Annotated in this window: 15 protein-coding genes; 11 read left to right on the plus strand and 4 right to left on the minus strand. The window is 60.0% G+C overall.

Translation table 11 applies throughout. From position 1 onward, the window contains the following. Nucleotides 1-81: 81 nt before the first annotated feature. The 11 genes from LQK84_RS11555 (at nt 82) to LQK84_RS11605 (ending at nt 13,588) form a co-directional block, all read left to right on the plus strand. Nucleotides 82-717, plus strand: coding sequence for a TetR/AcrR family transcriptional regulator (locus LQK84_RS11555; protein WP_230828873.1), 636 nt, complete (start codon nt 82-84; stop codon nt 715-717). Between the two features lie 98 nt (nt 718-815). Continuing rightward, entirely contained in the window at nt 816-1,658 is an 843-nt protein-coding gene (locus tag LQK84_RS11560) for a metallophosphoesterase family protein (RefSeq protein WP_230828874.1), read from the plus strand. A 19-nt stretch (nt 1,659-1,677) separates the two neighbouring features. Next, a complete protein-coding gene (locus LQK84_RS11565; protein ID WP_230828875.1) occupies nt 1,678-2,973 on the plus strand; it encodes an ABC transporter substrate-binding protein in 1,296 nt (431 codons plus the stop codon). Nucleotides 2,974-3,037: 64 nt separating this feature from the next. Beyond that, nucleotides 3,038-3,991, plus strand: coding sequence for a carbohydrate ABC transporter permease (locus tag LQK84_RS11570; RefSeq protein ID WP_230828876.1), 954 nt, complete (start codon nt 3,038-3,040; stop codon nt 3,989-3,991). Next, a complete protein-coding gene (locus LQK84_RS11575) occupies nt 3,981-4,841 on the plus strand; it encodes a carbohydrate ABC transporter permease (protein WP_230828877.1) in 861 nt (286 codons plus the stop codon). The genes LQK84_RS11570 and LQK84_RS11575 overlap by 11 nt, the downstream gene beginning before the upstream one ends. Continuing rightward, on the plus strand, nt 4,841-5,587 hold the full coding sequence (locus LQK84_RS11580; RefSeq protein WP_269071996.1) for a tyrosine-protein phosphatase: 747 nt from the start codon (nt 4,841-4,843) through the stop codon (nt 5,585-5,587). Before LQK84_RS11575 ends, LQK84_RS11580 begins: the two co-directional genes overlap by 1 nt. 433 nt (nt 5,588-6,020) lie before the next feature. Further along, nucleotides 6,021-7,472, plus strand: coding sequence for an alpha-glucosidase/alpha-galactosidase (locus tag LQK84_RS11585; RefSeq protein ID WP_230828879.1), 1,452 nt, complete (start codon nt 6,021-6,023; stop codon nt 7,470-7,472). Between the two features lie 112 nt (nt 7,473-7,584). Beyond that, nucleotides 7,585-9,666, plus strand: a complete 2,082-nt coding sequence (locus LQK84_RS11590; protein ID WP_230828880.1) for an ABC transporter substrate-binding protein — start codon at nt 7,585-7,587, stop codon at nt 9,664-9,666. 116 nt (nt 9,667-9,782) lie between these two features. Then, entirely contained in the window at nt 9,783-10,790 is a 1,008-nt protein-coding gene (locus tag LQK84_RS11595) for an ABC transporter permease (RefSeq protein ID WP_230828881.1), read from the plus strand. Next, a complete protein-coding gene (locus LQK84_RS11600) occupies nt 10,790-11,911 on the plus strand; it encodes an ABC transporter permease (protein WP_230828882.1) in 1,122 nt (373 codons plus the stop codon). The genes LQK84_RS11595 and LQK84_RS11600 overlap by 1 nt, the downstream gene beginning before the upstream one ends. An 18-nt stretch (nt 11,912-11,929) precedes the next feature. Then, a complete protein-coding gene (locus tag LQK84_RS11605) occupies nt 11,930-13,588 on the plus strand; it encodes an ABC transporter ATP-binding protein (protein WP_230828883.1) in 1,659 nt (552 codons plus the stop codon). Nucleotides 13,589-13,711: 123 nt separating this feature from the next. Here LQK84_RS11605 and LQK84_RS11610 read toward each other — a convergent pair whose 3' ends face one another. The 4 genes from LQK84_RS11610 to LQK84_RS11625 form a co-directional block, all read right to left on the minus strand. Further along, nucleotides 13,712-15,739, minus strand: a complete 2,028-nt coding sequence (locus LQK84_RS11610; RefSeq protein WP_230828884.1) for a putative bifunctional diguanylate cyclase/phosphodiesterase — start codon at nt 15,737-15,739, stop codon at nt 13,712-13,714. Nucleotides 15,740-15,818: 79 nt separating this feature from the next. After that, complete coding sequence (locus LQK84_RS11615) at nt 15,819-17,171, minus strand: aminotransferase class I/II-fold pyridoxal phosphate-dependent enzyme (protein WP_230828885.1); 1,353 nt, start codon at nt 17,169-17,171, stop codon at nt 15,819-15,821. Nucleotides 17,172-17,701: 530 nt separating this feature from the next. Then, nucleotides 17,702-18,346: an alpha/beta hydrolase gene (locus tag LQK84_RS11620; protein WP_230828886.1), complete on the minus strand. Its 645-nt coding sequence runs from the start codon at nt 18,344-18,346 to the stop codon at nt 17,702-17,704. A gap of 9 nt (nt 18,347-18,355) precedes the next feature. Beyond that, nucleotides 18,356-19,312, minus strand: a complete 957-nt coding sequence (locus tag LQK84_RS11625; RefSeq protein ID WP_230828887.1) for a VOC family protein — start codon at nt 19,310-19,312, stop codon at nt 18,356-18,358. Between the last annotated feature and the right edge of the window lie 22 nt (nt 19,313-19,334).

Raw genomic sequence — 19,334 nt, forward strand, 5'->3', positions numbered from 1 at the left:
GGGACGTCGCAAAAACACGACGATGATCGTCATCGACCCTACACAGTCCTCCTTCATGATCGGAATGAAGGATATTGCCGCATGTCCACCCGAACCAGTGTCACCGCAAACCGTCTCCTTGATGCCTGCCAGGCCCTGCTATGCGAAACCGACGCGCATGAGGAGCTGACGACACGCCGGATTGCGGAGCATGCGCAGGCGACGCCGTCAGCGATCATCTATCATTTTGGCTCTCGGGAAGAATTGATCACTGCGGTTGCCGAGCGCGTCTACCGCCGGCTGAACGCCGAGCGTCTTGCACTGTTGCGCAGGGCCGTGGATCGTCGTTTTCCCGAGCCGGCGGATCTGGACGAGGTGATCGCTGCGCTTGTCGGTCCCTCGATCCGTTGGGCGGCAGACCCTCAGTCAAGCTATCCGGTATTGTCCTATTTCACTTCCATGGCGCATGCGCACCGCGATGACACGGCCCACTATCGCCGGATCATTGAGGATGTGCAGCATCACAAGGCCTTTATCCCCGAACTGAAACGGATCGCCCCTTGGCTTGACGAGGTCGATATCGGCTGGCGCCTGAACTGCGCGCTTGGCATTCGCTCGCAGGTGACGCGCAGCCGCCAGCGAACCGAGCTTCTGACAGATCATCAGATGAACCTGGACGATCCCGAACTCGTCATTGCGCGGATGGTCGAGGTGATCGCCCCGATGTTTCGCCGCTGAGGCTCAGCCTGTTTCGAACAGCATTTGAATTCCGTCACGCCCGCGAGACACAGCGCTTCTATCAAGGCTTACGGACAACACTGTTACGGAGGCCTTCCATGCGCCGGGAAACCACGTTCATCCATCTCACCGATCTGCATATTGGCACGCCCGACGATGATCATCTCTACAGCGATACGACAGAGACGCTCCTGCAGGTCCTGGATCTGGTCGACACGGTCACGCCGAAGCCGCAATTCTTCATCGCCAGCGGCGATCTGACCAATCGCGGTGACGCGGCGAGCTTCCGTCGGCTGAAGGAGATCCTGGAGGCCCGGATCCATGTCCCTGTCATCTATGCGCTGGGCAATCATGACACGCGTCCCGGCTTCTATGAAGGCATGGGAATTGCAGTCGAAGACCAGAACGCGCCTTACGACCATGACACCGTCATTGGTGACATCCATATCATCACGCTCGATTCATCCACGCCCGGCCTGATTGGCGGCACGATCGATCCGGAGCAGTTCGACTGGCTGGAGGCAGCCCTCGATCGTCATCCGGACCTGCCGAAGCTGATTGTCGTGCATCACCCGCCGGCACTGGGCGAAGAGGCGGATGTCACCCATTGGCGGACCATTCACTTCCCGCAGTCCGAACGGCTGCGCGACATGCTGAAGGGCCGCAACATCATCGGCATCCTGAGCGGGCATATTCATCATGACCGCGTCTCCGTCTGGCATGGCATTCCGGTGGTCGTCGGCACGGGGCAACATGCGGCAACGGATATCCTGCGCACAGACATTCTGCGCATGGTGCGCGGTGCGTCCTTCGGCATCGGCACCATCCGCCCTTCCGGCCTGACGATGGCCTTCGTGCCGCTCCCTTCAGATCGCGCCGAACTCAACACCTATCCTCTGGAACTGCTTCTGGCGCGGGCCATGCCGGTTGCCGCCGAATAATCCTCTCGGAGATAAAGACATGCTGCGCAGACACTCTCTCAAGCTGATGGCGGCCTTTACGGCAAGCCTCCTCGTCCCCTTTGGCGCCTCTGCCGAAATGGCCGCAACGGTCGACAAGCCGGTCACGATCACCTTCTACAACTACAATCTCGCTTCCGCGAGTGCGGGCGCCGACGCGACGAAGGAGCTGATCGCGGGCTTCGAGAAGAAGTTCCCGAACGTTAAGGTCGAGCCGATCGCCGTTCCGTCGAACGAGATCATGTCGCGCGTGCAGGCGGATATCGTTGCCGGCCGTCAGCCCGATGTGGCGCAGCTCGTCTTCCGCGACCTGATCTACATTGCAAGCGATCTCGGCGGCAACGCGCTGGAAGACATGGTCAAGCCGGCTGAACTCAAAGAGCAGCTGGCAGGCATGATCCCGCGGGGGCTGGAACTCGGCAAGGTCGATGGCAAGACCTATGGACTGGCCTATACCTTCTCGACGCCGATCCTCTATTACAATGCCGATCTCTTCAGGCAGGCGGGGCTCAATCCGGATGAGCCGCCGAAGACCTGGGCGGATGTGGCAGCGGCCGGCAAGGCCATCAAGGAAAAGACCGGCAAGAACGGCTTTTTCCCGGGCGCCTACGGCCCGACTGACGGAACCTTCGTCTACCAGTCGATCGTCATGTCCAATCGCGGCAAGGTCCGGGACGGAAACAAGCTGACATTTGCCGACACCAATGCGGCAGACGCCGTCAAGATGCTGCATGACATGGTGGCGTCGGGCGCCCATGCAAAGATCGATCCTGCCAGCGCATCCGACACGTTTGGCAGCGGCAACATGGGCATGTTCCTCTATACGAGTGCGCTTCTGTCGAGCATGAAGAAGTCTGCAGCCGGCAAGTTTGAACTCAGACTGGCCGCCATGCCGGCCTTCGGCGACAAGCCGACGGCCCCGACCAACTCCGGCAGCGCGCTGTTCATCTTCAGCAAGGATCCGCTGAAACAGCGGGCGTCCTATGAGCTTCTCAAATACCTGACGAGCCGCGAAGCCTATACGATCATCACCAGCAAGATCGGCTACCTGCCGCTGCGTCTCGATATCGTCGACGATCCCAACTATCTCGGCGGCTGGCTGAAGGAAAACCCGATGTTCCGGGCCAATCTGGAGCAGTTGAACCGGTTGACGGCCAATTTGGCCTTCCCCGGCGCCAACTACCGTCAGGTTGAAAAGATGATGATGGATTCCGTCCGTGAAGCCGTCTTCGGCAAGGGCGACCCCGCTGCGGCCCTCAAGAGCGCGCAAGACCAGGCTCAGGACCTGATGCCCTGAACGCGATCAGGCAGGTGGCGGGCTGGGTTTCCGGCCCGCCACCATTTCATGAGGGAGTGGTCCGATGACGAGTATCGAGGCAGACATTGTATTGCCAAAGGCAAGGGCTGCAGGTCGCGCCTGGGTCCGGCGACCGCGCGAACCCATCACCATCGCGCCCTGGATCTATCTGGCTCCGGCACTCGTGCTCCTGATGGTCTGGACCTATATCCCGCTGGTCGAGGCGTTCAGGCTGTCCTTCTACCAGTGGAACATGCTGCCGACGTCTGTTCCGAAATATATTGGTCTCAAGAACTACGAGCGGCTGATAGCCCTGCCGGAGATGCGCAATGCCCTCTGGAACACGCTCTATTACACGCTCGGCCTGTTTCCGATGTCGGTCGTCATCCCGCTGTTCGTCGCGATCTGGACCCAGGATCTGACTGGCCGGGCGAGAAAGATCTACAGGGCGCTGATCTTCGTTCCGATGATTGTCGCACCCGTCGTCGCGGCCATTCTCTGGCGTTGGCTGCTCAACGAGGATCAGGGTATCGTGACGCGCGGCCTTGACTGGCTGGGCCTGGAGCGCATCGGCTTCCTGACCGATCCGCGTTATGCGCTGGCAACGCTGACCTGGATCACCGGCTGGAAGCTGATCGGCTTTTCGACGCTTCTGTTCTCCGCTGCAAATTCCGGCATCAACTCAGCCTATATAGAGGCGGCTCGCATCGATGGAGCGACCCGATGGGGTATTATCCGCGATATCCGCCTGCCATTGCTTTCGCCCACCATTCTCCTGCTGTCGATGATGACGATCCTGTTCGGTGCGCAATGGAGCTTCGCCTATATCAACGTGCTGACGGATGGCGGCCCGCTGAAATCCACGACAAATATCTTCTATCTGCTCTGGCAATATGGCTTCGAGACCATGTCGGCGGGCTGGAGTTCAGCGGCCGGTATGATCGCCTTTGCGGGGTTTGCGGTTCTGGCAGCGTGCTGCATGTGGCTGACGAAGAGGTTGGCGGTCTATGACAACTGACATTGACGCACCGACAACAAATCCCGGCGGGATGTTCCTTCAGCCGCTTCTGGGCCGGCTGGCCGTCCATGGGGTGATGATCCTGCTGTCCGTCCTGTCGATCTTCCCGATCTACTGGATGTTCGTGACCTCGTTTCGGCCCGCCAACGAAATCTTCTCGACCGCCCTTTGGCCTTCGGCGCCGACCTTCGAGAACTATATCTTCGTTCTCACGCGCGTGCCGATGCTGCAGATGCTGGCCAACACGGTGATCGTGGCGGCCATGACGGCAGGCTTGCAGGTTGTGACGGGCATGCTGGCCGCCTATGCGCTGGTGCGCTGGCGCATGCGGCTTTCAGGCGTTGTGCATGGTCTGATTGCCCTGTCCTGGCTCGTGCCGTTTCAGGTGACGATGATCCCGAACTATGTCCTGGCCTCGCAGCTCGGTCTGCTCGACACCCTGGCAGGACTGATCATTCCCAATGCGTCGCATGCCTTTGCGGTCCTCCTGCTCTACCATGCCATGCGCTCCTTCCCCAACGAGATCCTTGAGGCGGCGCGCATCGATGGGGCCGGAAGTTCGAAAATCCTTTGGCAGATCGTGGTTCCGAACATGGGCGCGCCGATCGCCTCCCTGTCGATCATTGCCTTCATTTCTGCCTGGAACGAGTATTTCTGGCCCTTGCTGCTGTCGCGCAAGCCGGAGAACTCGGTCGTGCAGATTGGGCTGCAGATGTTCATGACACAGGAAGGCAATCTGTGGGGGCCGCTGATGGCGGCGGCGTGCCTGGCCAGCCTGCCAATCCTCATCGTCTATCTTGTGCTGCAACGCCATGTCATCGAATCCTTCATGAAATCCGGAATCCGCTGATGCCTCAGAACCATGACCGGCTTATCGCGCTTGAGGGCGCTCACAATGTGCGCGATCTTGGCGGTTATCCAAAAGGACGAGGAGGGCATACCCGTTGGCGTCGGCTTTTTCGCGGAGATGCACTGCATGCCCTGACGCCCCAGGACATGGAAACGCTTGTCGGCCATGGGCTGGCAACGGTGATCGATCTGCGCAATGCGAAGGAAATTGCGGCCGAGGCGAACCCGTTTTCGCAGCATGATCAGGTTCGTTATGTCAACATTCCCCTGTTTCAGGCCCTGTCGCCGGTCGAACTGATGGCGGCGGCGGTTCCGGAATTCGATATGGGGGAGCGCTATTGTCATGCGCTCGATCACTGCCAGTCAGCGATCGCCGAGGTGCTGACCACGATTGCACAGAGTTCGAACGGCGGGCTGCTTTTTCACTGCAGCGCGGGCAAGGACCGTACAGGCATCATTGCTGCGCTCCTGCTCGCCAATGCCGGTGTCGAGGCATCGGTGATCATCGAGGACTACGTGCTGACCGCATCGATTTCCGGCCCCTTGATCCCGCATCTGCGCGCCCGCGCCGTCTCCCGTGGCCTGGACAACGGTCTGATCGATATCATTCTCGCATCCGAGCCTGCCAGCATGGCCCGTGCATTGGCCCATATCGACAGTAGCTACGGTGATTGCGAGACCTACCTCCGCCATATCGGGCTCGGCGCGACGGACATCTCGGCTCTTCAGCAAACTCTATGCGATTGAGCGGCATTTCCTGAGAGCTGGTGAAGAGGCGGTGCATTAGCCGATGCAAAACCGGCTAGACCCGTCCACGTTGCCGCAACCCGACCGCTGATAAATCCGCCTGCTCGATAGCGCGCGGCTTGGCATTTCGATGGGGGCTTGCGGAAGAAATTTTCATGGGCCCGAGGTGGGACGGTCGGTCCCCGCAGTCGCCCTAACGCCTTGTTCTCTATGATTTCAGGCCGATCACCCGCGGCAGGAAACGTTGCCACCTTCCTGAGCACAATTTTACCCTCAATAGCATAACGCTGCTCTTTTCATCGTCGGCGCTGTCAGGTTAATCAATGTGCAACGGAGCGAGGAAGCACAGGCAAATGCGATCACTGCAACGAGAGGGATACTCTGCGTTGTGGTTCATGTTGTGTCGAAGTGCCGAGATCCATGGGAGAGAGCAATGAGTTTCAAGATCGCCATCATCGGCGCGGGGAGTGTCGAGTTCACGCGAAAGCTGTTCTCGGACATTTTGAAGGTTCGGGAATTCGAAGACGTCGAATTCGCGCTGACGGATACGTCTCAGCACAATCTCTCCCTCATTGAGAAAGTTCTCAACACGATCAAGGAAGCCAATGGTCTGAAAGTCCGCATCAGCGCGACGACAGATCGGCGCAGGGCTGTCGAAGGCGCCCGCTACGTCGTCTCGTGTGTCCGGGTCGGTGGCCTGGAGGCCTATGCGGACGATATTCGCATTCCGCTGAAGTACGGCGTCGACCAATGCGTCGGGGATACGATCTGTGCGGGGGGTATTCTTTACGGTCAGCGCAACATCCCGGTCATCCTCGATTTCTGCAAGGACATCCGTGAAGTCGCGGAGACGGGCGCAAGGTTCCTGAACTACGCGAACCCGATGGCCATGAACACCTGGGCGGCGATCGAATACGGCAAGGTCGATACGATCGGGCTTTGCCATGGCGTCCAGCACGGCGGCGAGCAGATCGCCGAGGTTCTGGGTGTTGCCCATGAGGACCTCGACTTCGTCTGCTCGGGCATCAATCATCAGACCTGGTACGTCGATGTTCGCGTCAAGGGCCGCAAGATCGGCAAGGACGAACTCGTTGCCGCCTTCGAGCGCCATCCGGTCATCAGCCAGCAGGAAAAGGTTCGCATCGACGTCCTGAAGCGCTTCGGCGTCTATTCCACCGAGAGCAACGGTCATCTGTCGGAATATCTGCCCTGGTATCGCAAGCGTCCGGACGAGATCGTCAAGTGGATCGACATGTCCGACTGGATCCATGGCGAGACGGGTGGGTATCTGCGCTACACGACGGAGAACCGCAACTGGTTTGAAACCGAATTCCCGACCGTGCTCGAACGCGCCAAGCGGCCGCTTGCCGACTATAAGCGCTCCAGTGAGCATGCGAGCTACATTCTGGAGGCCATCGAGACGGGACGCGTCTATCGTGGGCATTTCAATCAGAAGAACAATGGCGTGATCACCAACCTGCCGGCTGATGCGATCATTGAATCGCCCGGCTTCGTCGATCGCTTCGGCATCAACATGGTGGCCGGGGTCACGCTTCCGGAAGCCGCGGCCGCAACCTGCATGGCCTCGATCAACGTCCAGCGCATGTCGGTTCATGCGGCGGTGACCGGCGATGTGGATCTGCTCAAGCAGGCCATGATTCACGACCCGCTGGTCGGCGCGATCTGCACACCGGAGGAGGTTTGGCAGATGGTGGACGAGATGCTGGTCGCGCAGGCGCAATGGTTGCCGCAATTTGCAGACGCCATTCCCGCAGCACGCGAACGACTGAAGACGTCTACCGTCAAGACGCGCGACTGGCAGGGCTCCGCCCGCCGCGAAGTGCGCTCGATCGAGGAACTGCGCGCGGTCAAGCAGGCAAGCTGATTGCGTGCCGTGAATTGCGGCGGCCTTGAGGGTCGCCGTCAAACCGGGCGGGAGGCTCGGTAGCATAAACTATACGGCGGTGAGGAGACCGCCCTTTCAAAGGGGAGTGAGGATGAAAAACCGATATCTTTTGAAGACGGCGGCCCTTCTTTGGGGTGTGTCCGCCTTGACGACGGGAGCTGTGGCATCGGACCTGACGGCCGTTCCGCAGCCGCCGGATTTTCCGGCGCAGACCAAGGTGCAGTATGTGGATGGCAAGGCCATCCTCGAATACAAGGCGCTTTCACAATATAATGAACCCGCTTGGGTCAAGAAGAACTTTGTCGATGCGGGCAAGCTGCCGCCGGTCAAGGATCGTCTGCCCAAGGAGCCCATGGTCTACAAGACCAGCAACATGGCCGATGGCATCGGTGTCTATGGTGACACCATGCGTCACGTCATCGGTGGACGCCCTGAAGGCTGGAACTACTGGGCCGGCCAGACGCAAGGGTGGGGCGGTATCGACATCGGCCTCAGCGAATGCCTGACGCGTACCGGCCCGCTCTTCCAGGTCAAGGCTGACGACCTGCAGCCGCTTCCGAACCTTGCCAAGAGCTGGGAATGGTCCAAGGACGGCCATACGCTGACCATGCATCTGATCGAAGGTGCGAAATGGTCCGACGGCGTCGAGTTCACCTCCGACGACCTGATGTTCTATTGGAACGACAACGTTCTCGACACGAATGTGAAGCCGCTCAACGGTGCGACGCCGGAGACCTTCGGCGTCGGCACGACGCTCAAGGCCATCGACAAGTACACCGTCGAATGGACCTTCAAGGATGCGTTCCCGAAGCAGTTCATCTACAACATGGCCTACGGCACATTCTGCCCGGGTCCGTCGCATGTCTTGAAGCCGCAGCATCCGAAGTACTCGAAGAACACCTACGAGCAGTACAAGAACGCGTTCCCGCCGACCTACATGAACTTCCCCGTCATGGGGGCCTGGGTGCCTGTCGCCTATCGTCCGGACGACATCATCGTCCTGCGGCGCAACCCGTATTACTGGAAGGTCGACGAGAAGGGCAATCAGCTGCCTTATCTGGACGAGATGCACTACAAGCTCTCGACCTGGGCTGATCGCGACGTTCAGGCCGTTGCCGGTTCGGGCGACTTTTCGAACCTCGAGCAGCCGGAAAACTTTGTCGAATCCCTGAAGCGCGCCGCGCAGAAGGATGCTCCGGCCCGGCTGGCCTTCGGTTCGCGCCTGATCGGCTACAACATCAATCTGAACTTCTCGGCCAATGGCTGGGGCGATCCGGACGAGCGGTCGCAGGCGGTTCGCGATCTGAACCGCAACGAGCACTTCCGCAAGGCCGTCACCATGGCGATCAACCGCAAGGAACTCGGCGATTCCCTCGTCAAGGGGCCGTTCGTCGCGACCTATCCGGGCGGCATCCTGTCGGGCTCGAACTTCTACGACCGCCAGTCGACCATGTACTATCCCTTTGACCTCGAAGGGGCGAAGAAGGAACTGGCAGCAGCCGGTCTGAAGGATACGGACGGCAACGGGATCGTCAACTTCCCGGCAGGCGTCAATGGCGGCAAGGATGTCGAAATCTCGCTGCTGATGACCAATGACTACACGACGGACAAGAGCCTTGCAGAAGGCGTTGTCGCCCAGATGCAGAAGCTTGGCATCCGCGTCGTGCTTAACGCGCAGGCCGGCAAGGATCGTGACAACGCCGCCGGGGCCGGCAAGTTCGACTGGATGGTTCTGCGCACCTCTGCAGAGCTCGCCTCCGTCGTTCAGAACACGCCGCAGCTGGCTGCGACTGGACCGCGCACCAGTTGGTTCCACCGCGCCAACAACAAGAACGAACTCGACCTGATGCCGTTCGAGAAGGAGCTTGCCGACACCGTCAACAAGTTCATCGTCTCGAGCGACCCGAAGGAGCAGGCCGAGCTGATGAAGAAGTACCAGAAGATCTACACCTCCAACGTGAACACGGTTGGCCTTGTCGAGTATCCCGGTGCGCTCATCATCAACAAGCGCTTCAAGAACGTGCCCCCGGGAACGCCGATCTACATGTTCAACTGGGCTGAAGACTCGGTGATCCGCGAACGGCTCTACGTCCCGACGGCTGACCAGGGCGACTACCAGCTCTTCAAGGACACGCTGCCGGGCAAGCCGGGTGGCGAGGGTCCGCAGAAGTAAGCTTATCCTCCCGGATCCGCGCTCTGACTGTCGAAGGCGGCGCGCGGACTTCAAAAGGTGGCGGTTTGGGGCGTGCAAGCCCGAAGCCGCCACCGCCCTTCTGAGGAGAATGTCTGATGTTGAGGTTTCTGGTTACCCGCCTCCTGTCCGCAATTCCGGTGCTGCTGATCCTCAGCATCGTGACCTTCGCGATCATCCAGGCGCCGCCCGGCAACTATTCGGATTACATCCGATCGCAGCTGATCAATCTCGGTGGCGCGTCCTACGAGCAGGCAGATGCGCAGGCCAAGGCCTATGCGGCCGAACACGGCCTCGATAAGCCGATGATCGTCCAGTATTTCAACTGGATCGGTGCGATGGTGACGAAGGGCGATTTCGGCTACAGCATGTATTACAACAGGCCCGTCGGCGAGATTGTCGCCGAACGCCTGCCGCGCACGCTTCTTCTCGCGCTTGTCTGCCACATCTTCGCATCCGTGCTTGGCATCACCTTCGGCGTGCTGGCTGCCACCAGGCAATATAGCTGGGTCGATACGCTGCTCTCGGGTGTTGCCTTTCTCGGAATGACCGTGCCGCGCTTCCTCATGGCTTTGATCATGGTCTATCTGCTCGTCTTCCAGTTCAACATGAGCGATATCGGCAACTTCTACTCCTCCCGCTATGGCGGCGCGCCCTGGTCCTGGGACAAGTTCGTCGATCTGGTGAAACATGTCTGGCCGGTGGTCGCCATCGCCACCTTCGGCGGGCTCGCCTACAACATGCGCGTCATGCGCGGCAATCTTCTCGACACGCTGAACGCCCAGTACATCGAAACGGCCCGCGCGAAGGGCCTGCGCGAGGGGGCGGTGATCATGCGCCACGCGGTGCCGAATGCGCTCCACCCGCTCATCATGTATCAGGGCGTGGTGCTGCCCTACATGCTGACGGGGGAAATCGAGGTCGCGATCATCTTCGCGCTGCCGACAGTCGGCCCGGCAATCGTCGGCTCCATGCATGTGGGCGATGTCTACGTTACGGCAACCTTCATGCTGGTGCTCGCCGCGACGCTCATCATCGGCAACATCATCGCGGACATGCTGCTTGCGGCGCTTGACCCGCGCGTCAGACTGGGAGGGGCACATTGATGCTGGTGCCAGCCGAAACCACAATCGAGCCAACCGTAAAATCCGCGCCTTCCGGCAGCGAAAGCTACCAGGCTCTTGTCTGGCGGCGCCTCAAACGGTCGTTTACCGGCATGCTGGGTCTCGTGCTCGTCTGCATGCTGCTGATCATGGCCGTGTTTGCCGGGTTCCTTGCGCCGGTCGATCCGATCCAGTCGGATGCCTCGTTCATGCCGCCCGAGTCAGTCTCGATCCGTGACAAGGACGGCGGCTTCGTCATGCCGCGGGTTTACCCGCTGGTCGATTCCGAGAAGCTCGACCCTATTACCTTCCAGCCCATCAGCGGTCCGGACTTCGACAACCCCCGCACGCTCGGCTTCTTTGTCTCCGGGTTCGAATACAGGCTCTTCGGTCTCATTCCGACGACGATCCATTTCTTCGGTTCGACCGATGGCAAGCCGATCCATTTCCTCGGCACCGACAAGCTCGGCCGCGACATCCTCTCGCGCGCCATCTACGGGTCCCGCATTTCGCTGGTGATCGCGTTGACCGTGGTGACGATCGTGACCATCATCGGAACGACAGTCGGCATGGTTTCGGGCTATCTCGGCGGCGCCTTCGATGTCTGGGCGCAGCGATTTGTGGAACTCGTTCTCGCCTTTCCGCAATTGCCGCTCTATCTCGCTCTGACTTCGCTGATCCCGGTGACGGCGCCGACCAATGTCTTCATTGCCTTCGTCATTGTCGTCATGTCGGCGCTCGGCTGGGCGCAGATGTCGCGCGAGGTGCGTGGCAAGACACTGGCTCTGGCGCGGATCGAGTATGTGAAGGCGGCGATCGCCATCGGCGCGACCGACCGGCGCATCATCTTCCAGCACATCTTCCCCAATGTGATGAGCCATGTGATCGTTGCGGTGACGCTCAACATCCCGAACATCGTCCTGCTTGAGTCCTTCCTCGGTTTTCTGGGTTTCGCGGTGAAACCGCCGCTGATTTCCTGGGGTCTCATGCTCCAGGATACCGCGAACTATTCCGTCATCGGGTCCTATCCCTGGATCCTGGCTCCCGTCGGCTTCGTGCTGATCACCGTCTTCGCTTTCAATGCGCTGGGCGACGGTCTGCGCGACGCGATCGACCCCTATTGAGCGGTGAAGGAGATCGCGATGACAGACAATCTCATTCCCGACCTCAGGCTTGATGCGGCGCTTCACGCGGACAAGCCGCTGCTGGATGTCCGCAATGCCGGTGTGACCTTCTGGACGGAGCACGGCGAAGTGCCAGCCGTGAAGGATATCTCGCTTCAGCTCTATCGCGGCGAGACCATTGCCGTTGTGGGGGAGTCCGGTTCGGGAAAATCGGTGATGGCGCGGCTGATCATGGGGCTGCTCTCCAAACGCGCGACCATCAGCCCCGAGGCACGGGTTCTGTTCGACGGACAGGACATCCTGAAATATTCGCGAGAAAAGCGCCGCCAGCTTAGGGGCCGCCGCATCTCCATGATTTTTCAGGAGCCGATGAGTTCGCTCAATCCGCTTTACACGGTCGGCAACCAGATCGCCGAGGCAATCCGCGCGCATCGGCGGGTCGGCCGGGCCGAGGCACGTCGGCAGGCGATCGCACTCCTCGATGAGGTCCGCATTCCAAGTCCGGAACTGAGGATAGACCAGTATCCGCATCAGTTGTCCGGTGGCCAGCGCCAGCGCGTCATGATCGCCATGGCACTTGCCAACAATCCCGATGTGCTGATCGCCGACGAACCGACCACGGCGCTGGACGTCACAGTGCAGGCGCAGATCCTCAATCTGTTGCGCGATTTGCAGCGCAAGCACGGCATGGCCGTCATCCTGATCACGCATGACCTGACGGTGGTGCGCAAGTTTTCTGACTATGTCTACGTCATGCGGAAGGGCGCACTGCAGGAGCACAATACGACCGCGGCGCTGTTTGCAGCCCCGAAACATTCCTATACCCGCCACCTCCTGGGCTCCGAGCCCCGTGGCACCGCCAAGCCGCTCGGCGATGCGGAACCGATCCTTCTGGAAGGGCGTGACGTGCGCGTGTCCTTTGCACTGCGCAGCGGCAGCTTCTTCAAGCCGGCCTATCAGGAACTGGTCGCGGTCGACAGCCTGTCGCTTCGTCTGCGCCGTCATGAGACCTTGGGGCTCGTCGGCGAATCCGGTTCGGGAAAAACGACGTTCGGGCAGGCACTCGCACGGCTGATCGACCAGGAGGGCGGCGAGATCCTTTTCGACAACGTCCCGATCCACGACAAGAGCCGGGAAGAAATGCGGCCTCTGCGATCCCGCATGCAGATCGTCTTCCAGGACCCTTTCTCGTCGCTCAATCCCCGCATGACCGTCGGCCAGATCATCGGCGAGGGGCTGGTCGTGAACGGGATCGGCGTTTCGAGTGCGGAGCGGCAGGATCGCGTGCGCGCGGCGCTGCGGGATTCAGGGCTGCCGGACAATATCACCGGCCGCTTCCCCCACGAGTTTTCCGGTGGTCAGCGTCAACGCATCGCGATCGCGCGTGCCATCGCGCTTGAGCCCGAGTTCGTGCTTCTGGATGAACCGACCTCCGCGCTCGACCTTTCGGTACAGGCGCAGATCATCGATCTGCTGCGCAAGCTGCAGGATGAACGGGGGCTGAGCTATCTCTTCATCTCGCATGACCTGAAGGTCGTCCGCGCGCTCTGCCACCGCGTCATCGTCATGCAGCATGGCAAGATCGTCGAGCAGGGGCCGGTCGACGATATCCTCAGTCGGCCGCAAACCGACTACACGCAGAAGCTCGTGAAGGCCGCGTTCGAGGTTGCTGATTGAGGTCAGGTTCCGGCTGCACGGCGTGCACATGGCCCCGAATTGAGAAGGCCTTATAGAGGAGCATGGGGACGCCACGCTTCGGCGTCCTGAATGCTCACTGCGCCAGCAACCATGACAGTCGTCTTACGAGGCCGCCTGGTGCTGTGTCTTCATCAGCAGAGCGGCGACGTTCGGCTTCGGCAGGGGGCGTGCGAAGACATAGCCCTGGAGGGCGTCGCATCCCAGCTTTTGCAGGAGGGCTGCCTGTTCCATCGTCTCCACGCCTTCCGCGATGACTTCGATGTTAAGTGTCTTGCCGATTTCGATGATGGATTCCACCAGTTTGGCGTTTTCCTTGGACCGCAGAATGGGCTCGATGAACTGGCGGTCGATCTTGAGACGCTTCGGGTTGAGCTTCAGCAGGCTGACGATGGAGGCGTGGCCGGTCCCGAAATCATCGATCTCGATATCGATGCCCATGTCCTTGATCTGCTTGATGTTGTTCTCCAGGTTGGCATCGGTGTCGTCGAGGAATATCGATTCAACCAGTTCGAACGTGATCACTCCCTTCGGCAGGTTCATGGCGCTGAGATTGTGAATCAGATTGTCATCGGTGATGCGCTTGGCAGAAACGTTGACTGAAACTTTCGGGACAATGTACCCGTTGCGCAGCCATTCCCTGAGATCGTCGACCGCACAGTCGAGCACGGCCATGTCGATCAGGTCGACAGCACCCAGCTCTTCGGCGACCTGGAGGAATTCGCCCGGCGCAAGCACGCCCCGGGTGGGGTGCATCCAGCGGACCAGAGCCTCGAGGCCGATGACCTCCCGTGTCCGGGCATCGATCTGGGGCTGATAGTAGGGAATGAATTCCTTGTTCGCGATACCGCGCAGCAGGTCCTCGGACAGGCGGGTTCGCGCTTCCAGATACGCCCGAAGCTCTTCGTTGAAGAATTCGTATCTGTTTCGACCACGCGACTTGGCGCGGTAAAGTGCGGCGTCCGAATTGATCAACAGGTTTTCTGCGCGCACCGAATGCCCGCTTTCCACGACAATGCCGATGCAGGCGCCGAAGCGGCACATCTTTCCGCCATAGGGAACAGGCAGGCAGATCTCCTCGATCAGGGTTGCCGCGAAATTGGCAAGGCCGTCATTATCCGTCTCCACCGTGCGCACGATGATGAATTCGTCACCCCCGACGCGGGCGACGAAATCGTCCGCATCAGCGCTGTCGCTCAGCAACTTGGCGACATGCATGAGCATTGCGTCGCCCGCGACATGGCCCATGCTGTCGTTGATCTGCTTGAAGAGGTCGAGATCGATGTGGAGGACCGCGATCGAGCCGCCGATTTCTCCGAGATGCGAACAGTACTGGGCCAGAATGTCGTCAAGGTACCGGCGATTTGGAAGGCCTGTCAGCCAGTCGTGGAGCGCGGTAATTTCCAGCCGGCTCTTCGCTTCCACAAGCTCCGCATTGCGGGCCTCAGCCAGTTCCGTCGCGCTCTCGGCTTCGTCCTTGGCCGCGACGAGCTGATGCAATGTTTCCTTGTGCCTCTCGATCTCCCGGATGAGCTCCGACTGATTGTCGACAATGGCGGAGTAGTAGCTCGCCATCACGAAAGCATAGGTGGTCGAGCAGAAGACTGACAGAAGGCCGGCCGTCATCATGCTATGGACGGGGATATGCTCCGGCAGATTGTTTCCGCTGATCAGGGACGCAATGCTGAAACTTCCAAGGCCAAGGACAATCTGGCCGAAAACCTGCAGCTGCGCCTTCAAGCCACCGCCCAGGTAGAAGAACGCCAGGAGCGGGATCAGGATATACCAGAGCAGGAAGGGCGAGCTCACCGCTCCGTAATTGTATGCTCCCCAAAGGACTGCAAAATTGAGATTGAGGATCGAAACGAAGGAGAGGACGTTATAGTGCTGCGGCCAGCGGCGCAGGACGAAGGGAAACAGCCAGAACGCGAGAACGGAAGCCGCCAGGATGTGAACCTGCGGAAAGGGCTTCGGATCAACGTAAAACAGCAGGAGGGGGATCGGCAGACCCAGGAAGGGGCCGCAGAGATGGCTCAGCACGAAAATTCGAACCCGCTTGCGTGCATCGAGTTCGGGCCATTGCTGCGGCGGGGCAAAGATGTCAATCAATTCATCGAGCATTTTGATCGCCATTGCACTTTCCCTTGCTGATTTCAGAAGTCTCGTTGCCCAACATGCTTCGTGATTTGCGCAACACCTTACCGCGCGATCGTTATGCGGCGCTTACGCCTCGGTTCTTCGCATTCAAGTCGGCTGCGAGCTTATTCGTGCCGTCCGAGGCCGCAGTGTTATCCATGCAGTTGCGGAAGGCTGTCACGATGGTTTCGATATCGCTGTCGGTGTGCTGTGCCATCACCTGCAGCCGAAAGCGCGACTGACCCAGCGGCACGGCCGGATATTCGACCAGATTGGCGATTGCGCCGATTGCCGACATCTCCCTGGATATGATGCGTCCCCGCGCCTCGTCGCCGACATGAACAGGCACGATGGGCGAGGCGACGCCCAGGACCTCCTGGCCGGCACGCGACAGATCGGTGCGCAGCTTGAGGATATTCGACAGGAGTGCACGGCGCAGCTTCTTGCCTTCCTGCGAGCGGATGATCTCGATCGCGCTGAGAACCGCTGCGGCCTGTGCGGGCGACATGGCATTCGAAAAGGTCGTGGTCGCGCTGTAGTAACGCAGGTATTCGGCCGCGGCACGGGTCTTGACGGCGACAAAGCCGCCATTCGAGGCGAAGGATTTCGAAAAACTGCCGATGATGATGTCGGCGCCCTCAAGCATGTCCTGCGCTTCGAGCTGGCCCAGGCCGTTCTCGCCCATGCAGCCCAGGTCGTGGGCGCAGTCGACGAGGAGGACTGCCGAGTAGCGATCGCAGAGCTCTCTCAGCGCCTTCAGGTCCGGCGTGTTGGAATGCATGGAAAAGAGTGATTCCGTCACGACAAGGATGGCGTTCTTGCTGTCCTGCTGCCGGATGCGCTGCAGCTTTCCCTTCACCGATCCCAAATCGAGGTGCCGGTTGAAATGCACATTAGCGGTTGCCGCCTTTGCCCCTTCCTGCAGGCAGGAATGGGCGAGAATATCCATGACAATGTGATCTTTCGGTCTGACAAGACCCTGGATCGAACCATAGCCAGCCGCCCAGCCGGTTGGATAAAGAACGATCTCGCGGCCTCCGACAAATTCGCTCAGGCTCCGTTCCAGCTCACGCGACAGTGCGGTGTTGCCGAGCAGTGCTGCCGAGCCTGCGCTGTGCACGCCGAAACGGCCGATGGCATCGATCGCTGCCTGCTTGACCTTGGGATGCGACGACAGCGACATGTAGTCCTGCGAGCCGAAATTCACGCCGGACAGCGTTTCGTTCGAATCCGAGACTGCTTCGCAGTTCGCCGCGGGCGGGCTCGAGATCGTGCGCGCGTAAGGCCAGACCGACTGCCGGCGGCGTTCGTCCTGCCAGCCGAAAAACGCGTCGGTACGGCCAATCAGATCAAGCCCAGTCGGGGCTCTGTAATCCTTCAGGCTACCTGTGAGCGCTTCCTTGCTGATACCGGCATCGTTCTTCATCATGAAACTCCCTGCTGTGTCTACGTTTTGCAAGGAATACATGAATATATCAGCAAAGTACTTGGTTTAATAACTTACATCGAAAATAGTTAATCGCATGTTTACGAATTTGCAGCCTCAGGTTAAGTCGCTTCTGGAACCTATTAGGTCAAACTTATAGATATTTCCGGGCCGTGCGGCTCATATTTTGTCTTTTTATATTCATCTTATTCTATGAGAAACATCCTTCGGATGCATATTGTTGTCGACTGTAGGTTGCAGATGCTGATACCTGGCGCTGCGAGACTTGTGCTAAAATGGGAGAGGAGACGTCGTCTGGGTACGGCAGCCTGGAAGCTCGACCATTCCATCGAAAGTTTGATGTTCTCACAGCAGCGGGCGGTTGCATTCCGGGCCGCGTTCCATGGATGCGGCATCATACGCAGTCCGCGATGATGGCAATTGGGGGAGGGCCGTGGCTCAGGTTGCCAAACAGGTTGGCAAGCGGATGATGGAGGGAGCCGAGGCGCCTCAAATCGAGGCGTCCGGCTCAGTCACCACCAGTTCTGCCGGGCGAGATCCATCAGCATCGTGTCAAACGTGGCGAGCTCTGGCTCCGACACCTCATGCCCGCGATCCGGTAGGAGGTCGCAGCGCAGCCGGGCTCTGGCCCGCGCAAGGGCTTCGACAGCGCTCGCGGTGGCGTCCGCAGGAATCCAGGGGTCGCGATCCGACCCGGTGAGATAGACCGGCAGTTGATCGAGATCGGCGAACGGGCGGTCGCAGGCCGACGTGCCGACGCGGCAGCCGGTAAAATTCACCATCGCGCCATGCCACGGCCCATGCCGCATGGCATATTCTAGTGCCAGACAGGCGCCCTGGCTGAACCCGCCGATGACGAGCGCCTTGGGATGCGGACCGTCGCTTGAAAGCCCGTTCACCAGATCCCGGATGTGACTGACCGAGTTCTCCAGTTCGCGGCGCGTCTCATCGGTCAAGGGCTCGACCGCACGCGCGGCATACCAGCTGTTGCCGCTGGCGCGGGGCATGATGAAAGCCACACCCTTTGCCTTGAGCCTGGATATCACCTGTTCCTGCATATCCTCGGGCGTTTGCGTGCGCCCGTGGATGAAGATGCAGTGAACAAGGGCCTCCTCGGGGCTCGCGCCGAGGAGGAGCGGTTCATGATGGGCCACCATCGCTCCGGCTCAGAAATTCGCTGGCTCAAGACCGGCGATGAGTTCCTGCTTGCGGTCCTCGAACCATGGCGGGAAGACCAGCGTCGTGCCAATCTGGTCTGCGGGCTCGTCAAGCGCCCAGCCGCCTTCGACCGACCATGCGATCTCGAACAGCGCGCCACCCGGCGAACGGACATAGCAGGACTTGAAGTAGTTGCGGTCCTTCTGGTCGGAAACGTCCGTGAAGCCCAGGCCCTCGATATGCGCCTTGAGCTTGAGCTGGTTTTCCTCATTCAGCGTGTTGAGCGCGAGATGATGGATCGTGCCGCCGGCCAGCGTCCAGGTGCCCTGCGGACCGGTCGCCTCATGCAGAATTTCCACCATGCTGCTCGGGCCGCTATTGTTCGGGACTGAGAACATCAGGCCCTCGTGGTTGTCGGCTTCCTTCTTCATCGACAGGCCGATGGACAGGAAGTCGTCCATGGACGTGCGGTCGAAGACGGCAATGGCCGCACCGTAAATGCCCTTGATGCCATGTTCGGCGGTGACACCCTGCGCCTCGTTGACGATCGGCGGGCGGCTGTCTGCCGGGCTCTCGACCAGTTCATGCGGAATGCCGCAGGGGTGCTTGAGTGCAACGCGGGTGATGCCGAAACGCTCGATCTTGTGAGCCTCGATCCCCTTGCCGTTCAGCCGGTCTACCCAGTAATCGGCGGCACCGACCGGGATAGCCTGCTGGATGATCTTCGACTGGTTGGTTCCGCGGCGGCCATAGACGGCGGGCTTGCGGAAGGGGAAGGTGGTGATGATGGTCGAGGCCTCGCCGGTTCGCGAGCCGTAGTAGAGATGGTAGACCGGGATCACGCCATCAAACAGGACGGTTCGCTTGACCGAATAGAGGCCAAGCGCCTTCGTGTAGAAATCGTAGTCTTCCTGCACGCCGTCGGTGCTGAGCGTCAGGTGGTGATAGCCGCTGACAAGAGCCATAGTGTTCTCCTCCGAAACAGAT

It is taken from the genome of Rhizobium sp. C4, from assembly GCF_021026315.1.
Taxonomy (GTDB): domain Bacteria; phylum Pseudomonadota; class Alphaproteobacteria; order Rhizobiales; family Rhizobiaceae; genus Ensifer_A.

Bases quoted from the DNA above. Each gene is read 5' to 3' on its own strand.
- LQK84_RS11565 (WP_230828875.1), top strand. From the start codon at position 1,678: ATGCTGCGCAGACACTCTCTCAAGCTGATGGCGGCCTTTACGGCAAGC.
- LQK84_RS11600 (WP_230828882.1), top strand. From the start codon at position 10,790: ATGCTGGTGCCAGCCGAAACCACAATCGAGCCAACCGTAAAATCCGCG.
- LQK84_RS11620 (WP_230828886.1), bottom strand. From the start codon at position 18,346: ATGGTGGCCCATCATGAACCGCTCCTCCTCGGCGCGAGCCCCGAGGAG.
- LQK84_RS11555 (WP_230828873.1), top strand. From the start codon at position 82: ATGTCCACCCGAACCAGTGTCACCGCAAACCGTCTCCTTGATGCCTGC.
- LQK84_RS11580 (WP_269071996.1), top strand. From the start codon at position 4,841: ATGCCTCAGAACCATGACCGGCTTATCGCGCTTGAGGGCGCTCACAAT.
- LQK84_RS11590 (WP_230828880.1), top strand. From the start codon at position 7,585: ATGAAAAACCGATATCTTTTGAAGACGGCGGCCCTTCTTTGGGGTGTG.
- LQK84_RS11605 (WP_230828883.1), top strand. From the start codon at position 11,930: ATGACAGACAATCTCATTCCCGACCTCAGGCTTGATGCGGCGCTTCAC.
- LQK84_RS11610 (WP_230828884.1), bottom strand. From the start codon at position 15,739: ATGGCGATCAAAATGCTCGATGAATTGATTGACATCTTTGCCCCGCCG.
- LQK84_RS11575 (WP_230828877.1), top strand. From the start codon at position 3,981: ATGACAACTGACATTGACGCACCGACAACAAATCCCGGCGGGATGTTC.
- LQK84_RS11560 (WP_230828874.1), top strand. From the start codon at position 816: ATGCGCCGGGAAACCACGTTCATCCATCTCACCGATCTGCATATTGGC.
- LQK84_RS11615 (WP_230828885.1), bottom strand. From the start codon at position 17,171: ATGATGAAGAACGATGCCGGTATCAGCAAGGAAGCGCTCACAGGTAGC.
- LQK84_RS11595 (WP_230828881.1), top strand. From the start codon at position 9,783: ATGTTGAGGTTTCTGGTTACCCGCCTCCTGTCCGCAATTCCGGTGCTG.
- LQK84_RS11570 (WP_230828876.1), top strand. From the start codon at position 3,038: ATGACGAGTATCGAGGCAGACATTGTATTGCCAAAGGCAAGGGCTGCA.
- LQK84_RS11585 (WP_230828879.1), top strand. From the start codon at position 6,021: ATGAGTTTCAAGATCGCCATCATCGGCGCGGGGAGTGTCGAGTTCACG.
- LQK84_RS11625 (WP_230828887.1), bottom strand. From the start codon at position 19,312: ATGGCTCTTGTCAGCGGCTATCACCACCTGACGCTCAGCACCGACGGC.